The organism is Aquibium sp. A9E412 (assembly GCF_030398335.1).
In the GTDB taxonomy this organism is placed as follows: Bacteria; Pseudomonadota; Alphaproteobacteria; order Rhizobiales; family Rhizobiaceae; genus A9E412.
On record NZ_JAOAOP010000003.1, the window covers coordinates 90,648 to 109,320 of the forward strand.

The following is an 18,673-nucleotide window of genomic DNA, read 5'->3' on the forward strand; positions in this document are numbered from 1 at the left end:
CTGGGTATGTTGTCAACGCGGATCGCCGCGCGGCCCGTGCGGCGTGGCGGCGAAGCGAAGGGGGGAAGGCCATGAGCTATCTGGAGGATCTGTTCTCGGTCGCCGGCAAGACGGCGCTGGTCACCGGCGGCGCGAGCGGCATCGGCCGCATGGTGGCGACCGCGCTGGCGCAGGGCGGCGCCCATGTGATGATCGCCTCGCGCAAGCTGGAGGCCTGCCAGGCGACGGCCGAGGCGATCAACGGCCTGGGCGCGGCCGGCCGGGCCGAGGCCTTTGCCGGCGACGTCGGCAGCGAGGAGGGGGTGGCGGCGCTCGTCGAGGCGGTGCGCGCCCGCACCGAGCGGCTCGGCATCCTGGTCAACAATGCCGGCCTGACCTGGGGCGAGCGCTACGAGAGCTTTCCCTATCACGCCTGGGCTCGGGTGATGAACGTCAACGTGACCGGCCTGTTCCACCTCACCCGCGAGCTCACGCCGCTGCTCGCGGCGGCCGCCAGCGACGACGATCCCGCCCGCGTCGTCAATCTCGGCTCGGTCATGGGCACCCAGCCGATCGCCGACGGCGCCTACTCCTACACCGCCTCGAAGGCGGCCGTGCATCACATCACCCGCACGCTGGCGATCGAGCTCTCCGGCCGCCGCATCACCGTCAACGCCTTCGCGCCCGGCCCCTTCCAGAGCAAGATGACGGCGTTCGCCACCGGCACCGACGAGAAGGCGGCCAGGGTCGGCGCGCGCGTGCCGCTCGGCCGCATCGGCGTGCCGGATGACATTGCCGGCGCGACGCTTTATCTGTGCTCGCGGGCGGGATCCTACGTGACCGGAGCGATCCTGCCGATCGACGGCGGCCAGTCGGTGCAGCACGGCATGTCGCTGTTCAAGGACTGAGGCGAGAGAGCGGGGAGAGCGGCGGGTTGAGCGGACGGACGATCACCATCGAGGAGGCACAGGCGCTGGTCGGCAGCGAGGTCGGCCTGTCGCGCTGGCGCGTGGTCACCCAGGAGATGATCGACCAGTTCGCCGCCGCGACCGACGACCACCAGTTCATCCACACCGACCCGGCGCGCGCCGCCGAGACGCCCTATGGCGGCACCATCGCGCACGGCTTTCTGTCGCTGTCGCTGCTGTCGACCATGGCCTTCGAGGCGGTTCCCTCGCTCGAGGGCGTCGGCATGGGCGTCAATTTCGGCTTCGACAGCATCCGCTTCCAGGCGCCGGTGCGCAGCGGCCGGCGCATCCGCGCCCGCTTCGTGCTCGCCGCCTTCCGCGTGCGCCCCTCGGGCATCGCCGAGGTCGGCTACGACGTGACGGTCGAGATCGAGGACGCGGTCAAGCCGGCCCTGACGGCGCGCTGGCTGACGCTGGCGATGCCCGACCGGACCAGGGAGAAGACCGCATGAGCGATGCCAACCGCCTCGATGCGGAGACCCTCGGGCCCTATCTCGAGGCGCATGTGCCGGGCTTCTCCGGCCTGCGCGCCGTCGAGAAGTTCAGCTCGGGCCAGTCCAACCCGACCTACCGGCTGGAGGCCGACAGCGGCCGCTACGTGCTGCGCGCCAAGCCGCCCGGCAAGCTGCTGAAATCGGCCCACCAGGTCGACCGCGAGTTCCGCGTCATGCGCGCGCTGGCCGACACGGCGGTGTCGGTGCCGCGGGTGCTGTTCCTGGCGCCCGAGGAATCGCCGATCGGCCGCATGTTCTACGTGATGGAGCATGTCGAGGGCCGCATCTTCTGGGACCCGGCCCTGCCCGAGGCGGCCGGCAACGACGAGCGCGCGGCCTTCTACGACGCCATGAACGCCACGCTCGCCGCGCTGCACGACGTCGACCCGGAAGCCGTGGGCCTGGCCGATTTCGGCCGGCCGGGCAGCTATTTCGAGCGCCAGCTCTCGCGCTGGACCAGCCAGTACCGCGCCTCGGAGACCGCCACGGTCGCCGACATGGACCGGCTGATCGCCTGGCTGGAGGACAATCTGCCGGCCGACGACGGGCGCGTCGCGCTGGTGCACGGCGACTACCGGCTCGACAACATGATCTTCGCGCCCGACAGGCCGCAGGTGCTGGCCGTGCTCGACTGGGAGCTGTCGACGCTCGGCCATCCCTATGCCGATCTCGCCTACCAGTGCATGCAGTGGCGCCTGCCGCACGATTCGGGCTTCCGCGGGCTCGGCGGCATCGACCGCGCGGCCCTCGGCCTGCCGGGCGAGGAGGCCTATGTCGCACGCTACTGCGCGCGGCGCGGCCTCGACGGCATCGACAACTGGATCTTCTGCCTCGCCTTCTCGTTCTTCCGGCTGGCGGCGATCTGCCAGGGCGTCTACAAGCGCGCGCTCGACGGCAACGCCTCCAACCCGGAGAAGGCGCGCAGCTACGGCGAGGCGGTCACGCTTCTGGCCCGGCTCGCCGTCGAGATGATCGACACGCGATAGACGAACGGACCGCGGCCGGGCGGCGCGGCGCGAGGGGGAGACGGGGCATGGGGCACGGCGCAGACGGGCGTTTCAACGGCATGACGGTGCTCGTCACCGGCGCGACCGGCGGCTTCGGCCGCCGCACGGCGGAGCGCTTCGCCGCCGAAGGTGCGCGGCTGGTGCTGTCCGACCTCGAAGCCGGGCCGCTCGCCGCGCTCGCCGGTGCGCTCGGCGTCGAGACCGCGCATCTGGCCGGAGACATCGCCGACGAGAGCCTGTCGGAGCGGCTCGTCGCCCTGGCGCTGGAGCGCTTCGGCCGGCTCGACGTCGCCGTCAACAACGCCGGCGTGGCGCAGAATTTCGTGCGCCTGCACCTGATCCCGTCCGACGAGGCGCGCCGCCTGGTCGACATCGACCTGATGGGCGTCTTCTACGCCATGAAGCACCAGCTCCCGGTGATGGAGCGCCAGCGCCGCGCCGACGGACGCGGCGGCGCCATCGTCAACATCGCCTCGGTGGCCGGCATCGCCGGCGCGCCGCGGCTGGCGATCTATGCCGCCGCCAAGCACGGCGTCGTCGGGCTGACGCGCTCGGCGGCGGCCGAATACGCCACGCGCGGCATCCGGGTGAACGCGGTCTGCCCGTCCTTCGCGCGCACCGCCATGGTGACCGAGACGCTGAAGATGTCGCCCAGCGAGGCGGCCGAGGCGGAGGCCGAGCTCACCCGCGGCGTGCCGATGAAGCGGCTGGCCGAGGTCGACGAGGTGGTCGAGGTGATCCTGTTCGCCGCCGACCCGAAGAACTCCTTCATGACCGGCCAGACGCTGGCCGCCGACGGCGGCATCATGGCGATCTGAGGCGCCGCGCCCGCGGCGCGGTCGGGCGTGCAGCGGCCGCGGCGCGCGAGCGATGCGTAGAGCCGTTCTGCTCTTCACGGGCTCGCAGATCGGCTCCAGCTTGTTGTCCTGACGCGTTTGCGAACGGCGAACAGGTTTCCACTTCGCCTGGAAACGCTCTATTCGCCGGCCACCTCGGTCTCGACCGACGGCGCGTCGACCTGCGGCAGCGCCCCCTCGACCGGCCCCGACAGCGGAATGGAGAAGGCCAGCCGGTAGCCGCTCTCGGCCGCCGGCGCGATGGTGCCGGACCATTTGCGCTCGACCAGCAGGCGCACCAGCTTGGTGCCGAAACCGGTGCCCCGGCCGGGGCCGGAGGGGCCGCGCAGCGGATCGAACCATTCCAGATGGAAGCTGTGCGCGCCGTCGCCGTCCGGCTCGACGCGCCAAGTGAGGAAGATCGTTCCCTCCTCGCGCGCCAGCGAGCCGTACTTGGCCGAGTTGGTCGACAGCTCGTGCAGCACCAGGCCGAGGTCGAAGCACAGCTCCGGCGGCAGCAGCACGTCGCGGCCGCTCATGCGCGCCCGGCCGCCGAACGGCGCCAGCGTCTCGGCGGCGAGCGCACGGAAGCGCGTGCGCGACCAGCCGCCCTTGGCGATCAGGTAGTTGGCGCGCGACAGCGAGCCGAGCCGCTCGGCGAAGACGTCGCGCGCGATGTCGACGTCGACGCCCGGCCGGAAGGTCTGCCGCGCCAGCGTGTTGACGAGCTGCAGCATGTTGCCGGCGCGGTGCGCCATCTCGCGCACGAGCAGCGTGCGGTGCTCGACGGCGGCGATCTGCCGCGCCGCATTGGCGACGATGTTGGCGAGCGCCGTCAGGAAATCGGCGTCGGTCTGGTCGAACTGGCGCGGCACGGTCGAATGGATGCCGAAGACGCCGAACGGCCGCGGTCCCTCGCCGGCGATGACGACGCTGATGCCGCTGACCACGCCATGCTCGTGCAGCAGCTGCGGACCGTCGAAGCGCGTCTCGGTGGCCAGGTCCTCGACGATCACCGGCCCGCCGTCGAGCAGCGTGAAGCCGGCCTGCGATTCGCGCTCGATGCCGACGGTGGCGTGGCCGACGAGCCCCTCCCGCCAGCCGACGCCGGCGCTCAGGTCGAGATGATCGGCGCTGTCGGCGAACTGCAGGATCTTGGTCAGCGGCACGTCGAGCACCTCGGCCGCGACCTCCACCGCGCGCTGCGCGATCGCCTGGAAATCCTCCTCGCCGAGCGCGAAGCTGCCGACATGGGCGATCGCGTCCTGCTGCGCCAGGCGCCGCTTCAGCTCGCGCTCGGCGCGCACCCGCTGCGTCACGTCGGTGCACACGCCTGTCAGGTAGGTCGCGCCGTCCTCGCCGGTGGCCAGGCCGCCGCTCGTCTCGATCCACAGCGGCTCCGCCCCATCGCGCGGCGCGGTGCGGTAGACCGAGCGGTAGGGCGCGCCGGTCGACAGCGTGTGCTCTATGGCGCGCCATACCGGCTCCAGATCGTCGGGATGGATGTCGTTGCGGAAGCTCGACAGCGTGCCGTCGAACGCCGTCGCGGGCAGCGCGTGGATGCCGGCGAGGTTGTCGCTCCACATCAGCACGTCGCCGTCGACCTTCCAGCGCCACACCCCGACGCCGCCCAAACGCAAGCCCTCGAGCAGCGCAGCGGAATCGCGCAGCGTCCTACCTGCCTTCCCGTCGCCAGCCATGTCGTCTCCCAGGCACGTCCTGCCGGTCCCTACCGCGTGCAAAACTAACACAGATGTGCGCGGCGCAAACGCGCCAGCGCAACTTTCGTTCGACAAATAAATAACCGTATGGTTTTCTAATTTCCCCAACACGCCGCAAGGGACGCCCGATGCCGAACGCCGTCCGACGCCCGGACCCCGCCCCAGAGGCGGACGGCATGCTGTTCCGGCTCAAGACGCACGGACCGGCCGGCGCGGCGGCGCTGGCCGGCGCGCTCGGCATCTCCGCGGTGGCCGCGCGCAAGCGGCTCGCCCGCCTCGAGGCGGCCGGCCTTGTCGCCTTCGACGACCGGCGCGCCGGCGTCGGCCGGCCGCAGCGCCGCTGGCGGCTGACCGCGGCGGGCCATGCGCGCTTTCCCGACAGCCATGCCGCGCTGACGCTGGAGCTGATCGGCTCGGTCCGCGCGATCTTCGGCGAGGCCGGCCTCGAGCGGCTGATCGCCGCCCGCGAGGCCGAGACGCTGGCGACGTACCGGACCGCCCTCGCCGGCTGCGCCACGCTCGCCGAGCGTGCGGCCGCGCTGGCCGCGCTGCGCACCGAGGAGGGCTACATGGCGGAGCTCAAGCCGGTCGGCGACGGCGTCTTCATGCTCGTCGAGAACCATTGCCCGATCTGCGCGGCCGCGCGCGCCTGCCAGGGCTTCTGCCGCTCCGAGCTCGCCGTCTTCCGCGCCGTGCTCGGCCCCGATGCCCGGGTCGAGCGCACCGACCACGTCATCGCCGGCGCGCGCCGTTGCGCCTATCGCATCGCGGCGGCCGGGCGTGGCTGATTCGGCGACCGAGCGCGCCGACTGGGCCGAGCTGGTGCGCAGCGGCCAGGTGGCGCAGTTCGCCATCCTGTGTCTCGGCATCTGGCTGCACGCGGCCGATTCGCTGCTTGTCGCCACCGCCATGCCCAAGGCGGTGGCCGAGATCGGCGGCGGCCATCTGGTGAGCTGGACGCTGTCGCTCTACCTGCTCGGCTCGATCCTGTCGGGCGCCGCCGCGGCGCTGACGGCGAGCGCCTTCGGGCTGCGCCGCGCCTTCGTCGCCGCGGCCGCCACCTATGCGGCGGGCTGCGCCGTCAGCGCGCTTGCCCCCGACATGATCGCCATGCTCGCCGGCCGCTTCGTGCAGGGCATCGGCGGCGGCCTGCTGGTCGCGCTCACCTATGTCGCCATCCAGCGCCTGTTCGCCGAAGCGATGTGGCCGCGGCTGATCGGCGTGATGTCGGCGGTGTGGGGCGCCTCGGCCTTCTGCGGGCCGCTGATCGGCGGCTTCTTCGCCGATCTCGGCCTGTGGCGCTGGGGCTTCTGGGCCTTCGCGGCGCAGGCGCTGGCGCTGTGCGTGCTGGTGCCGCTTCTCATGCGGCCGGGCGCTCCGGCCGCCGTCGCGCCGCCCGGCCGCGTGCCGCTCGCGCGGCTTGCCATCCTCAGCCTGGCGATGCTCGCCGTGGCCGGGGCCGGCGTCGTCGTCGCGCCGGCCACCTCGCTGCCGATGCTGACCCTCGCCGCGCTGGCCTTCGCCTGGTTCCTGCGCCGCGACGCGGCGCGCGGCGCCGAGCGCATGTTTCCCTCCGGCGCCTTCGACATGCGCACCACGCTCGGCGCCGGTTTCCTCGCCAACCTGGCGCTCGGCACCGCGGCGATGTCCTTCACCGTCTACGGTCCGTTCCTGCTCGCCGCGCTGCACGGCGTGTCGGCGCTCGGCGCCGGCTACATGATCGCCGCCGAATCGGTCGGCTGGAGCACCATGGCCGTGGTCTTCGCCGGCGCCTCGCCGCAGGTCGAGCGCTGGCTGATCCGGTTCGGCGCGGCGACGGTGACCGGCGCCATCCTGGCGCTCGGCCTCGTCATGCCGGTCGGGCCGCTCTGGCTGATCGTCATGCTGGCGGCCGCCAAGGGCGGCGGCTTCGGCGCGCTGTGGGGCTTCGTCGTGCGCCGGACGATCGCCGCCGCGCCGGCGGCCGAGCGCGACTGCGCCTCCTCCGCCATGCCCACGACGCAGCAGATCGCCTTCATGCTGGGCGCCTCGCTTGCCGGCATCGTCGCCAACGCGGCGGGCTTCGCCGAGGGCATCGATCCGGCGGCGGCCGCCGGCGTCGCGTTCTGGGTGTTCGCCGCCTTCGTGCCCGTCGGGCTGGTCGGCACAGCGGCGGCCTGGCGCGTCAGCGCCCGCTGACGGGCGCGTCGGCCGGCCCGTGGCGGGTCCGGCACAGGACGACCGGTTCGCCTGGAAACGCTTTAACGCTGCTTCTTCGGCTTGCCGGCGTGGGTGGAGCTCGTCACCGAGACGGGGTCGCTGGCGGGAAAGGTGTCTTCCAGCCCTTCCTCGAGCTCGTCTTCCTCCTCCTCGCGGCGCGCCGCGGCATCCTTCTCGGGACGGCCGGGATGCGTCGGCGCGGTGGGCGCCACCGGATCGCTCGCCGGGAAGGTGTCTTCCAGGCCGCGCTCCAGCGCCTCGTCGTCCTCGCGCCGGCGCGCCGGCTCGGGCGCCTTGGTGTTATCCGTTCGTTTGGGGTCGGCCATCGGACGTGTCTCCTTGATCCTCGCAACGCCAGGCCGCCGGCGGCGGTTCCGCCGCGGGCGGCCCGCCTGCGCCTGTCGCGGGCTGCAAGCCTAGACCATGATGCCGCGAAGTATGACGCGGTTTTCCGACGACATCATGACCCGGCTTCGCGATCGTGCCGCCGAGCTGCGGCGCGGGGTGCCCGCGCCATGCCCTACGCGTCGCGCGCCGCCTCGGCCAGCAGCGTGAAGGCGTAGTCGGAGAACGACCGCCAGACCTCGACGCGGAAGGCGTCGGCGCCGGTGCGCCACAGCACGATCTCCACCTTGCCGAGCACGGTGCGGCTCGCCGCGCCGACGGGAAAGACGGCCGGCGCCAGATCCTGCGGACAGCCGGCCGCGAGCACCGTCTCGGCGGCCGGGCCGGAGACGAGGATCGCCACGTTGCGGTGCGAGACGTCGACGGCCGAATGCGCCGTGCGCACCGAGGCGCACAGCCCGGCGAGGTCGACGCCTTCCGCGTCGAGCACCAGCCATTCGTCGGGGCCGAGCCACAGCGCCGCCCGCGTGCCGTCCTGCGCGGTGCCCTTCGGCTTCTTCGGCAGCGCCAGGCCGAGCGCCTTCGACAGCGCGGCAATGCCGGCCTGCGGCGCGCGCAGCGACAGCCGGCTCGCCGGCGCGCCCGGCACCACGGAGACGCCGGCCGTCTCGGCGCGGCGGCCCGCCAGAACGTCGGCACGGACTAGTGCGTCAGCCATCGGCGCGCCCTCCCTCGTCGTCGAGAAACACCGTGCCGGTCACCTCGACCGCGATGCTGCCGCCCGGCATCGGCACGTGCAGTGTCTGGCCGCTGCGCGCGCGGCCGTTCTCGACCAGCGCCAGCGCGATCGAGCGGTCGCAATTGGCCGACCAGTAGGACGAGGTGACATGGCCGATCATGCGCATCGGCACCGGCTGGTCGGGCGTCTCGACGATCTGCGCGCCCTCCTCCAGAACGGTCTTCGGGTCGGCCGTCCGCAGCCCGACGAGCTGCTTGCGGCCGGCCGCCACGAGGTCGGGCCGGGCCAGGCCGCGGATGCCGACGAAATCGGTCTTCTTCTTGCCGATCGCCCAGCCCAGCCCGGCGTCGTCCGGCGTCACCGTGCCGTCGGTGTCCTGGCCGACGATGATGAAGCCCTTCTCGGCCCTGAGCACGTGCATGGTTTCGGTGCCGTAGGCGCAGGCGCCGTGCTTCTCGCCCTCCGCCCACACCGCTTCCCAGACCGCCAGGCCGTAATCGGCGGGCACGTTGATCTCGAAGCCGCGCTCGCCGGTGAACGAGACGCGGAACAGCCGCGCCGGCACGCCGCACACGCGCCCCTCGCGCACCGACATGTGCGGCATCGCCGCGTCCGACAGGTCGATGCCGTCGACCAGCGGCTCGACGATCGCGCGGCTGTTCGGCCCCTGCACGGCGATCACCGCCCACTGCTCGGAGACCGAGGTCAGCCACACCTTGAGGTCGGGGAACTCGGTCTGCAGGTAGTCTTCCATGTGGTTGAGCACGCGCGCCGCGCCGCCCGTCGTCGTCGTCACGTGGAAGCGGTCGGGCGCCAGCCGGCCGATCACCCCGTCATCGTAGATGAAGCCGTCCTCGCGCAGCATGATGCCGTAGCGGCAGCGGCCGGGATCGAGCTTCTGCCACGGGTTGGTGTACATCAGCTCCATGAAGCGCGCCGCGTCGGGGCCGACGACCTCGATCTTGCCGAGCGTCGAGGCGTCGAAGATGCCGGCCGCCCGGCGCACGGTGCGGCACTCGCGGGCGACGGCCGCCTGCATGTCCTCGCCGGCGCGCGGGAAGTACCAGGCGCGCTTCCACTGCCCGACATCCTCGAACACCGCGCCCTGCGCCTCGGCCCAGCCATGCGTGGCGGTGCGCCGCACCGGGTCGAACAGCCGGCCGCGGCCGTGGCCGACCAGCGTGCCGAAGGTGACCGGCGTGTAGGGCGGCCGGAAAGTGGTCAGTCCCACCTCGGGGATCGGCCGGTCGAGCGTCTCGGCGGCGATCGCCAGGCCGTGCATGTTGGACGTCTTGCCCTGGTCGGTCGCCATGCCGTTGGTGGTGAAGCGCTTGACGTGCTCGATCGAGCGCATGCCCTCGCGCACGGCGAGCCGGATGTCCTTGGCGGTGACGTCGTTCTGGAAGTCGACGAAGGCCTTGGCGCGCGGCGCCGCCGCGCTCTCGTCGCCGACGCCGAGCATGCCGCCCGACCAGGTCTCGGTGGTCTCGGCATCGAGCCGCGGCGCCTTCCTGCGCCGCCCGCCGGTTTCGCGCGCGGCCGCCGCGCCGGCCGCCAGCGCCTCGTCGACCGCGTCCGAGAGCCGCTCGGTGCCCTTGCACGCGCCGACCGAGGCGCAGGCCTGCGCATAGGTCTGCGGCAGGAAGCGCTGGCTCGCCGCGTCGAAGCCGACCCGGCCGCGCGACTGCGAGAACAGATGCACCGCCGGCGTCCAGCCGGCAGAGGTCAGCAGCGCGTCGACGGCGATGCTGCGCGCCGCGCCGCCCGCCCTCGGCGCGACGGTCATGGCGCTGACGCGCAGCCGCCCGGCCGTGCCGGTGACGGCGTGGCCGGCCAGCACCTCGATGCCGGCCGCGCGCGCCGCCTCGACCGCAGCCCCCTCCGGCGCCGCGCGCCAGTCGACGATGGCGGCGATGCCGAGGCCGGCGCGCTTGAGGTCGAGCGCCGCCGCATAGGCGGAATCGTCGGCCGCATAGACGCCGACATTGCGCCCCACCGCCACGCCGAAATGGTTGAGATAGCTGCGTGCCGCGGCGGCCAGCATGATGCCGGGCCGGTCGTTGTCGGCGAACACCATGTGCCGCTCGATGGCGCCGGTGGCCAGGATGACGCGGCCGGCGCGCACCTGCCACAGCCGCTCGCGCGGCGCCTCGGGATCGGGCGCGGCGAGATGCTCGGTCAGCCGCTCGGCCAGGCACACCATGTTCTGCGCGTAGTAGCCGAAGGCCGTGGTGCGCGGCAGCACGGTGACGTTGTCCATCGCCGCCAGCGCCGCGGCGGTCTCCTGCGCCCAGCGCCAGCCGGGCCTGCCGTCGATCGTGACGCCGCTTTCGAAGCGCAGCGCGCCGCCGGGCTCGGCCTGCTCGTCGCACAGGATGACGCGCTGGCCGGTCTGCGCGGCGGCCAGCGCGGCGGCCAGGCCGGCCGCCCCGGCGCCGACGACGAGCACCGCGCAATGGGCGAAGCGGCTCGCATAACGGTCCGGGTCCGGCTGATCCGGCGCCCGGCCGAGGCCGGCTGCCTGGCGGATGTTGGGCTCGTAGAGCCGCGTCCAGGCCGCCTTCGGCCACATGAAGGTCTTGTAGTAGAAGCCGGCCGAGAACATCGGCGCGGCGACATCGCTCGCCGCCCCGACATCGAAGGCGAGCGAGGGCCAGCGGTTCTGCGACACGGCGCAAAGCCCGTCATAGAGCTCCTGCACGGTGGCGCGCACATTGGGCGTGCGGCGCGCGCCGTCGCGGGCGATCTCGACCAGCGCGTTGGGCTCCTCCGCGCCGGCCGACAGGATGCCGCGCGGCCGGTGGTACTTGAACGAGCGGCCGACCAGATGCACGCCGTTGGCGAGCAGCGCCGAGGCCAGCGTGTCGCCGGCCAGCCCGGCATAGCTGCGGCCGTCGAAGGTGAAGCGGGCTTCGTGCGCCGGCGTCAGCCGGCCGGCGCCGGCGATGCGGAAGGCGGCGGTCATCGGCCGGTCTCCTCCGGCAGCGTCTCGGGCTTCGGCTCGCCGGCCTTGTAGGTCATGACGAAGCGGTCGGAGACGGTGTCGCGCACGGCGTTGAAGAAGCGGGCGCAGCCGTGCAGGTGGCGCCAGCGCTCGTAGATCAGCCCCTTGGGGTTGGCGCGCAGGAAGAAATAGCGCTCGAACGCCTCGTCGGAGATCGCGGCGATCCGCTCGGGCCGCGCGATATGCGCCTCGCCGGCGTGCCGGAACTCGAGCTCCGGGCGGTCCTCCTCGCAATACGGGCAGCGGATGAGAAGCATGGCGTGGTATCCGGTGCTAGGGCGTGGTGCGGCCGGGCGAGCCCGCCCGGCGCCGCGGACATGCGGCGAGATCGGCAGCAGCGACCATGGCGGCGCCCGAAGGACGCGTCACGCGGTCCCGCCTCACGGTCAGTGCGCCACGGCCGCCGCGGCGGCCTCGTCGATCAGCCGGCCGTTGCGGAAGCGCTCGAGCGTGAACGGCGCGTTGATCGGATGCGGCGCGTCGCGCGCGATGGTGTGGGCGAAGACGTGGCCGGAGCCGGGCGTCGCCTTGAAGCCGCCGGTGCCCCAGCCGCAGTTGACGTAGAGACCAGGCACCGGCGTCTTGGCCAGGATCGGCGAGCGGTCCGGCGTCACGTCGACGATGCCGCCCCACGAGCGCAGCATCTTCATGCGCGTGAAGATGGGAAACATCTCGCAGATCGCCTCCAGCGTGTGCTGGATGATGTGCAGCCCGCCGCTCTGCGCATAGGAGATGTACTGGTCGGTGCCGGCGCCGATCACCAGCTCGCCCTTGTCGGACTGCGAGATGTAGGCGTGCACCGTGTTCGACATCACCACGCAGGGGAACACCGGCTTGACCGGCTCCGACACCAGCGCCTGCAGAGGATAGGATTCGAGCGGCATCGACAGCCCGGCCATCTGCATCAGCACCGAGGAGTGGCCGGCCGCCACGACGCCGACCTTCCTGGCGCCGATGAAGCCGCGGCTCGTCTCGACGCCGCTGACATGGCCGTTCGGCGAGCGGCGGATGCCGGTGACCTCGCAGTTCTCGATGATGTGCACGCCGCGCGCCGAGGCGGCGCGCGCATAGCCCCAGGCGACGGCGTCGTGGCGCGCCGTGCCGCCGCGACGCTGCAGTGCGGCGCCCATCACCGGATAGCGTGCCGAGCGCGCCACGTTGAGCGGCGGGCAGTAGGCCTTGGCCGCCTCCGGGGTCAGCCATTCGTTGTCGACGCCGTTCAGCCGGTTGGCGTGGATGTGGCGCTTGAAGACCTGCACGTCGTGCACGTTGTGCGCCAGCATCATGACGCCGCGCGGGCTGTACATGACGTTGTAGTTGAGGTCCTGCGACAGCCCGTCCCACAGCTTGACCGCGTGGTCGTAGATGCCGGCGGATTCGTCATAGAGATAGTTGGAGCGGATGATGGTGGTGTTGCGGCCGGTGTTGCCGCCGCCGAGCCAGCCCTTCTCCACCACCGCGATGTCGGTGATGCCGTGTTCCTTGGCCAGGTAGTAGGCGGTCGCCAGGCCATGGCCGCCGGCGCCGACGATGACCACCTCGTACTCCCGGCGCGGCTCCGGCGAGGCCCACTGCTCCGGCCAGCCCTTGTGGCCGCGCATGGCCTCGCGGGCGATGGCGAAGACGGAGTATTTGCGCATCGGACCTTCCCGGCAAGCGTGGTGGCGCGGCGGCCGGCGCTGGCGGGCGCGGCCGGCCCCGGCGAAGCGTACCACTAGCGAAATCGGCGGCAAGGTCTTGCGCCAAATGCGACGGCCGATGGCGTTTTGAAGCGCGACCGGCGGCCCGGCGGCCGGGGCCGCGGCGCCGCCGCCGGCCGTTCCCTTCGCCGGCCCGCCGTGCCACAGTGCCGCGACCCCGCGCGCATCGGGCCGCAGCAACGACAGAAGGAAGCGCCAGCGATGGCCGACAAGCCGATCGTCTATCACATCCCCGTCTGCCCTTTCTCGCAGCGCCTCGAGATCGTGCTCGCCCTGAAGGGGCTGAGCGAGGCGGTCGAGTTCCGCGTCGTCGACATCACCCGGCCGCGCGATCCCGAGCTTCTGCGCAAGACGCGCGGCACCACCGCGCTGCCGGTGCTGGAGACCGAGGACGGCCGCATCATCAAGGAGAGCTTGGTCATCCTCGGCTACATCGAGGACCGGTTCGCCGAGCCGCCGGTCGCCCGCCGCGACCCCTATGAGCGGGCGGTCGAGCGCATGCTGATCGCCCGCGAGGGGCCGTTCACCATGGCCGGCTACCTGTTCGTGATGAACCAGGACGAGGCCGAGCGCCCCGCGCACCGCGACAAGCTCCTGGCGCTCTATCGCGACATCGACGGCTTCCTGGTCGAGCACAACCCCGACGGCACCTGGCTGTTCGACGATTTCGGCCTCGCCGAGGCGGTGTTCACGCCGATGTTCATGCGCTTCTGGTTCCTCGACTACTACGAGGACTTCGATCTGCCGGACGAACCGGCCTATCACCGCGTGCGGCGCTGGCGCGAGGCGTGCCTGGCGCATCCGGCGGCCCAGCAGGTCAGCCGCGAGGAGATCGTCAAGCTCTACTACGACTATGCGCTCGGCGCCGGCAACGGCGCGCTGCTGCCCGGCCGCAGCCGCTCCAGCTTCGTCTTCGAGCCGCACTGGCGCGAGCGGCCCTGGCCGCCGCGCGACAAGTATGCCACGCGCGCCGGCGACGAGGCGCTCGGCCTCGTCGCCTGAGCGGGCTCGCACGGCAAACCGGTCGCGACGTCGCCTGCAAACACCTCAGAGCGCGAGGAAGGCGATATAGCCGGCATAGACGGCGAGCAGCGCCGCTCCCTCGCGCCGGGTGATGCGCCAGCCGGTGACGACCACCGCGACGAGCAGCGCGGTCGCCGCCAGCATCACCCACACGTCGAGCCGGGCGATCTCGGCCGGCACGGCGAGCGGGCTGACGAGCGCGGTGACGCCGAGAATGCCGAGCACGTTGAAGATGTTGGAGCCGACGACGTTGCCCAGCGCCACGTCGCTCTGGCGCCTGACGGCGGCCACAGCCGACGTGGCGAGCTCGGGCAGCGAGGTGCCCACGGCCACGACGGTGAGCCCGATCACCGCTTCCGACACGCCGAAATCGGCAGCCAGCGCCGCCGCCCCCTGGACGAGGAAGCGGGCGGCCAGAACGGTGATGACGAGGCCGACGGCGAACACCGCCAGGCTCGCCGGCGCGCCGGTCTTCAGCACCGGCAGGCTCTCCGCCTCGGCCTCGTAGACGTCGGCGGCGGCCGTGTGGCGGCGCCGCTCGATGGCGAAGGTCAGCGCCAGGAAGGCGGCGAGCCCGGCCAGCAGGAAGCCGCCGGCCGGACGGCCGACCGTGCCGGCCAGCACCGCCGCCACGCAGGCGAGCGTCGCGAGCACCAGCACCGTGCCGTCGCGCTTGAAGGCGGCGGGCGCCACCGCCATCGGGCTGATCAGCGCGGCGAGGCCCAGGATGAGCAGGATGTTGGCGATGTTGGAGCCGACGATGTTGCCGAGCGCGATGCCCGGCGAACCGATGAGCGCGGCCTGCAGGCTGGTGACGAGCTCCGGCGCCGAGGTGCCGAAGCCGACCAGCGTCAGGCCGATGACCATCGGCGAGACGTCGAAGCGGCGCGCCACGCCGACCGCGCCGCGCACCAGAAGGTCGCCGCCGACCAGCAGGCCGACGAGACCGCCGGCCACGAGAAGATAGTCCATCGATGAGTCCCCATGCGCGCGCGCCCCGAGCCTCCGTCGCCGGCGTCGGGGGCACCCGCCTGGCGGCATGCAGATCGGCATGCCGCGGGCGCCTTTCAAGGGCGGCCGCACGCCATTTCCATGGGTGGCCGCACGCCATCGCCCGCCGCCACGCGGCGCACCCGCAGGCGCGACGGCCGCCGCCCGAAACGGGCGGCGGCGGCGCTCAGCGTTCGGCCGAGAAGTGCGTCTTCAGGTAGTCGAGGATCGTCTCGCGCGTCTCGGCATCCTGCTCGGGCATGCCCTGCTCCTCGATCATCCAGGTCCACAGATAGTCCCAGCGCTCGTCCGTCAGCCGCTGCTGGGTGACCAGGGAGATCGAATGACAGGCCGAGCACAGGTAGAACGTGTCCTCCGCGCCCGGCCCGACCGGCAGGCCGCCGAGTTCGGGATCGACCTCCGGCGCCGTCTCCGGCGCGGCCGCGCCCGGCACCTGCTGCTGCGGCGGGCGCATCGGGTCGTAGCCCTGCGCCGCCGCGACGCCGGCCGACAGCACGGCTGCGCCGGCGGCCAGCCAGGCCGCGCGACGCAGCACCGCGCCCGCCGGGCGGCGGCCGCGCCGCCGCCCGCGGGTCATGCCCATCAGATCACACCGCAAAGAGCGCGATCCTGTGCATCATGTTGTTGCCGTAGCCGCGCGGGTTCCAGCCCGGCGTGGTCGGCGGCTGCATGACGCCGTTCTGGTCGGTGGCGCGCGCCCACACCTCGTAGTAGCCGGCCTCCGGCGGCGTCACCTCGGCGCGCCAGCGCTGCCAGGCATATTTGTTGGGCGGCCCGTCGAGCTCGGCCTCCTGCCAGGTCTGCCCGAAGTCGAGCGAGACATGCATCGCCCTGACGTCGCCATTGCCGGCCCAGGCGTGGCCGCGCACCTCGGCCGGCTGCCCCGCCGGAACCTCCGCGCCCGTCGCCGGCCCGGTGATCAGCGACTTGACCGGCATGACGGTGAGGATCTCCATGTCCTCCTCCGGCACCTCGGTGCCCGGCGCCACCGGATAGGCCGGCAGGCGGTACGAGTAGCCGCCCATCTTGGCGCCGTCGTGCACCTGGTCGCGCACCCAGATGCGGGTCAGGTACTTCTGCGAGGCCGACCCCGGATAGCCGGGAATGACGAGCCGCAGCGGGAAGCCGTGCAGGGCGGGAATGTCCTGCCCGTTCATCGCCCAGGCGATCATGCACTCGGGCTCCATCGCCTTGTCGATCGGCACGCCGCGCGAGATCGCCTCCTTCTCCGGATCGCCGGACAGGTGCAGGTCGTTGCCGTAGTGGCCGGTGTAGACGGCCGAGGACTTGAGCCCGGCGCGCTCCAGCACGTCGCGCAGCCGCACGCCCGTCCATTCGGGGCAGCCGATCGCGCCGGTCGTCCACTGGTTACCCGAGGCGCCGGGGTTGAAGAAGGCGCGGCCGTTGCCGCCGCACTCCAGCCACAGCGCCTGGGTGACGGTCTCGAAGTCGTTCTTCAGGTCGTCGATGCTGAGCGACAGCGTGTTGTCGACCTCGCCGTCGACCGTCAGCGTCCAGCCCTCGGCGTTCTGCTCGAGCGCGCTCTGCGGCACCAGCCCGTTGTTGCGCACGAACAGCCGCTCATAGGGCGTGATGTCGTCGTCGAGCAGATGCGCCGGCGTCTCGGCGTTGACCGGCCGCTCGTTGAGCAGCGTCAGCCCGTCCTTGCCGGCCATCAACTCGGCCTCCGAATCCTGCGCGAAGGCGGCCGGCACCAGCCCGGACGGGAAGTTGCGGTGGAACGGCATCGCCGCGCCGAGCGCGGCACCCATCGCCGCCAGCCCGGCACCGCGCAGGAAGCCGCGGCGGTCGGCATGGGCGAGACGCCCGAACAGCCGGCGCTCGGCCTCGAACGGATCGGCCGCATAGGCCCGCCGTATGGTCTCGCGATCGACTGCCCCCGAGGTGCGGTCTTCGTCGTCAAGTCTGGCCATCGATCTCTCCCTGTTGCGCTTTGCCCGCTCGTCGTGGCGCCGGCCGCCGACCCGGCGCATTCCGAGCATAACGACCCCCGAAAGTTTCCCGTCGGGGAAAAGATTTCCTCGAAACCCTCAAGGATCGGAACAGGCTAGCACAAACGGTGCGGACCTGCGAAGCCTTTCGCGCTCCGCTCCGGCCGTTTCGGCCGCCGCGCGGCGGCCGCCTCCCCTCCGGCCGGGCCGCACGACGCTTGCGCGGTCTCGACACCTCGACCCGATTCTGCTATGAGCCGCACGATTCGCGATCTGTGTGTCGCGCAGGCTTTTCGTTTCCCGCAACCCGTCGAACAGGAACACGTCCTTGCAGGTACTCGTCCGCGACAACAATGTCGATCAGGCGCTGCGCGCCTTGAAGAAAAAGATGCAGCGCGAAGGCATCTTCCGCGAGATGAAGATGCGCGGGCACTACGAGAAGCCGTCGGAAAAGCGCGCCCGCGAGAAGGCGGAGGCCGTGCGCCGCGCCCGCAAGCTCGCCCGCAAGCGCGCCCAGCGCGAGGGCCTCACGGGCAGCCGAGCCGCGGCGCGTTGACGCCGCCCAGTTTTCGTCCCTTTCCGCCGCTAGACCTTGACGCCTGGAAGCGCGAAGCGGTTTCGCACGGCATCATGGTCTTCCCGGTCGATCTCGCCGCATGGATGCGGCGCCGAGTGCGTGCGCTCGGCTGCAGGAGGCTCTCGTGGCGGGGTGGCACGGTCGTCGCACCGCGGCCGCCCCGTTTTCGTATCGCCGGCCGGCGCATCGCCGCCGCGGCGTGTTTCCCGCAATGCGCAGCATGAGTGACCGAGCCGCGATGCCCGAAACGATGACGCCCCAGCCCCGCCGCCCTGTTCTGAGGGGTGCGGCCGTCGCCGCCGCGCTCGCCGCCCTGGCCGGCCTTGCCGCCTGCCAGACGGCGCCGGTCTCCGACCTCGCCGCCATCGACACCGCGCAGGGCTCGCAGGAGAACATCGCCTCGCTGAGCGCCGTGATCCAGCGCACGCCGAACGACCCGCAGGCCTACAACGTGCGCGGCTCGGCCTTCGGCCGCGCCGGCCGCTACGACGACGCGCTGGCCGATTTCAACCGGGCGATCCAGCTCGACCCCTCCTCCTACCGCGCCTACGCCAACCGCGCGCTGATCCACCGCTATCTCGGCGACCAGCAGCAGGCGCTGGCCGACTACAACCGCGCCCTCGAGCTCAACCCGCGCTACGACGCCGCCTTCATCGGCCGCGGCGAGATCTACCGCCGCGCCGGCCGCATCGACGCCGCCTTCAGCGACTTCGAGGCCGCCATCCGGCTCGACACGACCGACCCGCGCGCCTACCACCGGCGCGGCCTGCTCTACCAGCAGCGCGGCCAGCACGACTTCGCCATCGAGGATTTCGCCAAGGCGATCTCGCTCGCCCCCGACGAGCCCTACGGCTACAACGCCCGCGGCCTGAGCTATCTGGCGCGTGGCGACGACGAGAACGCCTTCTCCGACTTCAACACCGCCATCCGCCTCGACGACGGGGTGGCCGAGAGCTGGGCCAACCAGGCGCTGGTCTACGAGCAGCGCGGCGACATGGCGCGCGCCGCGCGCTCCTATTCGCGCGCCCTGCAGCTCGACCCCGACTACGGCCCCGCCCGCTCCGGCCTCGAGCGCACGCGCGGCGCCTGAGCGCCGCGGCGCCGGCAGCAGCGGGTTC

Annotated in this window: 18 protein-coding genes; 9 read left to right on the top strand and 9 right to left on the bottom strand. The window is 72.2% G+C overall.

What is annotated here, in order from left to right:
- Nucleotides 1-71: 71 nt before the first annotated feature.
- The 4 genes from N1F89_RS02615 to N1F89_RS02630 are packed head-to-tail and all read left to right on the top strand — an operon-like array spanning nucleotide 72 to nucleotide 3,266.
- Nucleotides 72-887: an SDR family oxidoreductase gene (locus N1F89_RS02615; protein WP_290081218.1), complete on the top strand. Its 816-nt coding sequence runs from the start codon at nucleotides 72-74 to the stop codon at nucleotides 885-887.
- A 26-nt stretch (nucleotides 888-913) separates the two neighbouring features.
- Nucleotides 914-1,399: a MaoC family dehydratase gene (locus N1F89_RS02620; protein ID WP_290081219.1), complete on the top strand. Its 486-nt coding sequence runs from the start codon at nucleotides 914-916 to the stop codon at nucleotides 1,397-1,399.
- On the top strand, nucleotides 1,396-2,427 hold the full coding sequence (locus N1F89_RS02625) for a phosphotransferase family protein (RefSeq protein ID WP_290081220.1): 1,032 nt from the start codon (nucleotides 1,396-1,398) through the stop codon (nucleotides 2,425-2,427). Before N1F89_RS02620 ends, N1F89_RS02625 begins: the two co-directional genes overlap by 4 nt.
- Nucleotides 2,428-2,474: 47 nt before the next feature.
- Nucleotides 2,475-3,266 carry an SDR family oxidoreductase gene (locus N1F89_RS02630; RefSeq protein ID WP_290081222.1) on the top strand — a complete coding sequence of 264 codons (792 nt, stop codon included), beginning with the start codon at nucleotides 2,475-2,477 and terminating at the stop codon, nucleotides 3,264-3,266.
- A gap of 158 nt (nucleotides 3,267-3,424) precedes the next feature.
- Here the strand turns inward: N1F89_RS02630 and N1F89_RS02635 are convergent, their stop codons facing one another.
- Nucleotides 3,425-4,984, bottom strand: coding sequence for an HWE histidine kinase domain-containing protein (locus N1F89_RS02635; RefSeq protein WP_290081223.1), 1,560 nt, complete (start codon nucleotides 4,982-4,984; stop codon nucleotides 3,425-3,427).
- Nucleotides 4,985-5,181: 197 nt separating this feature from the next.
- On the opposite strand from N1F89_RS02635, the gene N1F89_RS02640 reads away from it, so the two are divergent.
- Both N1F89_RS02640 and N1F89_RS02645 read left to right on the top strand, forming a co-directional pair.
- Nucleotides 5,182-5,793 carry a MarR family transcriptional regulator gene (locus N1F89_RS02640; protein WP_290081225.1) on the top strand — a complete coding sequence of 204 codons (612 nt, stop codon included), beginning with the start codon at nucleotides 5,182-5,184 and terminating at the stop codon, nucleotides 5,791-5,793.
- The gene (locus N1F89_RS02645) at nucleotides 5,786-7,183 is read left to right on the top strand and encodes an MFS transporter (RefSeq protein ID WP_290081227.1); all 1,398 of its coding nucleotides are present in this window, start codon (nucleotides 5,786-5,788) and stop codon (nucleotides 7,181-7,183) included. Before N1F89_RS02640 ends, N1F89_RS02645 begins: the two co-directional genes overlap by 8 nt.
- Before the next feature lie 62 nt (nucleotides 7,184-7,245).
- Here N1F89_RS02645 and N1F89_RS02650 read toward each other — a convergent pair whose 3' ends face one another.
- From N1F89_RS02650 to N1F89_RS02670, 5 genes are all read right to left on the bottom strand, one after another.
- On the bottom strand, nucleotides 7,246-7,530 hold the full coding sequence (locus N1F89_RS02650) for a hypothetical protein (protein ID WP_290081228.1): 285 nt from the start codon (nucleotides 7,528-7,530) through the stop codon (nucleotides 7,246-7,248).
- A 194-nt stretch (nucleotides 7,531-7,724) separates the two neighbouring features.
- On the bottom strand, nucleotides 7,725-8,267 hold the full coding sequence (locus N1F89_RS02655) for a sarcosine oxidase subunit gamma (protein ID WP_290081230.1): 543 nt from the start codon (nucleotides 8,265-8,267) through the stop codon (nucleotides 7,725-7,727).
- Nucleotides 8,260-11,253, bottom strand: coding sequence for a sarcosine oxidase subunit alpha family protein (locus N1F89_RS02660; RefSeq protein WP_290081232.1), 2,994 nt, complete (start codon nucleotides 11,251-11,253; stop codon nucleotides 8,260-8,262). The genes N1F89_RS02655 and N1F89_RS02660 overlap by 8 nt, the downstream gene beginning before the upstream one ends.
- Nucleotides 11,250-11,549: a sarcosine oxidase subunit delta gene (locus N1F89_RS02665; RefSeq protein ID WP_290081234.1), complete on the bottom strand. Its 300-nt coding sequence runs from the start codon at nucleotides 11,547-11,549 to the stop codon at nucleotides 11,250-11,252. Before N1F89_RS02665 ends, N1F89_RS02660 begins: the two co-directional genes overlap by 4 nt.
- Nucleotides 11,550-11,678: 129 nt before the next feature.
- The gene (locus N1F89_RS02670) at nucleotides 11,679-12,932 is read right to left on the bottom strand and encodes a sarcosine oxidase subunit beta (RefSeq protein ID WP_290081236.1); all 1,254 of its coding nucleotides are present in this window, start codon (nucleotides 12,930-12,932) and stop codon (nucleotides 11,679-11,681) included.
- A gap of 261 nt (nucleotides 12,933-13,193) precedes the next feature.
- Here N1F89_RS02670 and N1F89_RS02675 point away from each other — a divergent pair, with 261 nt between their 5' ends.
- Nucleotides 13,194-13,994, top strand: a complete 801-nt coding sequence (locus N1F89_RS02675) for a glutathione S-transferase family protein (protein WP_290081237.1) — start codon at nucleotides 13,194-13,196, stop codon at nucleotides 13,992-13,994.
- Between the two features lie 45 nt (nucleotides 13,995-14,039).
- Here the strand turns inward: N1F89_RS02675 and N1F89_RS02680 are convergent, their stop codons facing one another.
- The 3 genes from N1F89_RS02680 to N1F89_RS02690 form a co-directional block, all read right to left on the bottom strand.
- Nucleotides 14,040-14,987 (bottom strand): calcium/sodium antiporter, encoded by a 948-nt coding sequence (locus tag N1F89_RS02680; RefSeq protein ID WP_290081239.1) that lies wholly within the window; start codon nucleotides 14,985-14,987, stop codon nucleotides 14,040-14,042.
- A 205-nt stretch (nucleotides 14,988-15,192) separates the two neighbouring features.
- Entirely contained in the window at nucleotides 15,193-15,609 is a 417-nt protein-coding gene (locus tag N1F89_RS02685) for a hypothetical protein (RefSeq protein WP_290081241.1), read from the bottom strand.
- 4 nt (nucleotides 15,610-15,613) lie between these two features.
- Nucleotides 15,614-16,960 carry a sulfite oxidase gene (locus tag N1F89_RS02690; RefSeq protein ID WP_290081244.1) on the bottom strand — a complete coding sequence of 449 codons (1,347 nt, stop codon included), beginning with the start codon at nucleotides 16,958-16,960 and terminating at the stop codon, nucleotides 15,614-15,616.
- A 346-nt stretch (nucleotides 16,961-17,306) separates the two neighbouring features.
- Here N1F89_RS02690 and rpsU point away from each other — a divergent pair, with 346 nt between their 5' ends.
- Together rpsU and N1F89_RS02700 are read left to right on the top strand one after the other, a co-directional pair.
- Nucleotides 17,307-17,534 carry a 30S ribosomal protein S21 gene (gene rpsU / locus N1F89_RS02695; RefSeq protein ID WP_290081371.1) on the top strand — a complete coding sequence of 76 codons (228 nt, stop codon included), beginning with the start codon at nucleotides 17,307-17,309 and terminating at the stop codon, nucleotides 17,532-17,534.
- Nucleotides 17,535-17,805: 271 nt separating this feature from the next.
- Nucleotides 17,806-18,645 carry a tetratricopeptide repeat protein gene (locus tag N1F89_RS02700; protein ID WP_290081246.1) on the top strand — a complete coding sequence of 280 codons (840 nt, stop codon included), beginning with the start codon at nucleotides 17,806-17,808 and terminating at the stop codon, nucleotides 18,643-18,645.
- Nucleotides 18,646-18,673: the final 28 nt, after the last annotated feature.

Excerpts from the sequence above, each read along its gene's own strand:
- N1F89_RS02615 (WP_290081218.1), top strand. The coding sequence starts at position 72 with ATGAGCTATCTGGAGGATCTGTTCTCGGTCGCCGGCAAGACGGCGCTG.
- N1F89_RS02625 (WP_290081220.1), top strand. The coding sequence starts at position 1,396 with ATGAGCGATGCCAACCGCCTCGATGCGGAGACCCTCGGGCCCTATCTC.
- N1F89_RS02630 (WP_290081222.1), top strand. The coding sequence starts at position 2,475 with ATGGGGCACGGCGCAGACGGGCGTTTCAACGGCATGACGGTGCTCGTC.
- N1F89_RS02635 (WP_290081223.1), bottom strand. The coding sequence starts at position 4,984 with ATGGCTGGCGACGGGAAGGCAGGTAGGACGCTGCGCGATTCCGCTGCG.
- N1F89_RS02640 (WP_290081225.1), top strand. The coding sequence starts at position 5,182 with ATGCTGTTCCGGCTCAAGACGCACGGACCGGCCGGCGCGGCGGCGCTG.
- N1F89_RS02650 (WP_290081228.1), bottom strand. The coding sequence starts at position 7,530 with ATGGCCGACCCCAAACGAACGGATAACACCAAGGCGCCCGAGCCGGCG.
- N1F89_RS02655 (WP_290081230.1), bottom strand. The coding sequence starts at position 8,267 with ATGGCTGACGCACTAGTCCGTGCCGACGTTCTGGCGGGCCGCCGCGCC.
- N1F89_RS02660 (WP_290081232.1), bottom strand. The coding sequence starts at position 11,253 with ATGACCGCCGCCTTCCGCATCGCCGGCGCCGGCCGGCTGACGCCGGCG.
- N1F89_RS02665 (WP_290081234.1), bottom strand. The coding sequence starts at position 11,549 with ATGCTTCTCATCCGCTGCCCGTATTGCGAGGAGGACCGCCCGGAGCTC.
- N1F89_RS02670 (WP_290081236.1), bottom strand. The coding sequence starts at position 12,932 with ATGCGCAAATACTCCGTCTTCGCCATCGCCCGCGAGGCCATGCGCGGC.
- N1F89_RS02675 (WP_290081237.1), top strand. The coding sequence starts at position 13,194 with ATGGCCGACAAGCCGATCGTCTATCACATCCCCGTCTGCCCTTTCTCG.
- N1F89_RS02680 (WP_290081239.1), bottom strand. The coding sequence starts at position 14,987 with ATGGACTATCTTCTCGTGGCCGGCGGTCTCGTCGGCCTGCTGGTCGGC.
- N1F89_RS02685 (WP_290081241.1), bottom strand. The coding sequence starts at position 15,609 with ATGGGCATGACCCGCGGGCGGCGGCGCGGCCGCCGCCCGGCGGGCGCG.
- N1F89_RS02690 (WP_290081244.1), bottom strand. The coding sequence starts at position 16,960 with ATGGCCAGACTTGACGACGAAGACCGCACCTCGGGGGCAGTCGATCGC.
- N1F89_RS02700 (WP_290081246.1), top strand. The coding sequence starts at position 17,806 with ATGACGCCCCAGCCCCGCCGCCCTGTTCTGAGGGGTGCGGCCGTCGCC.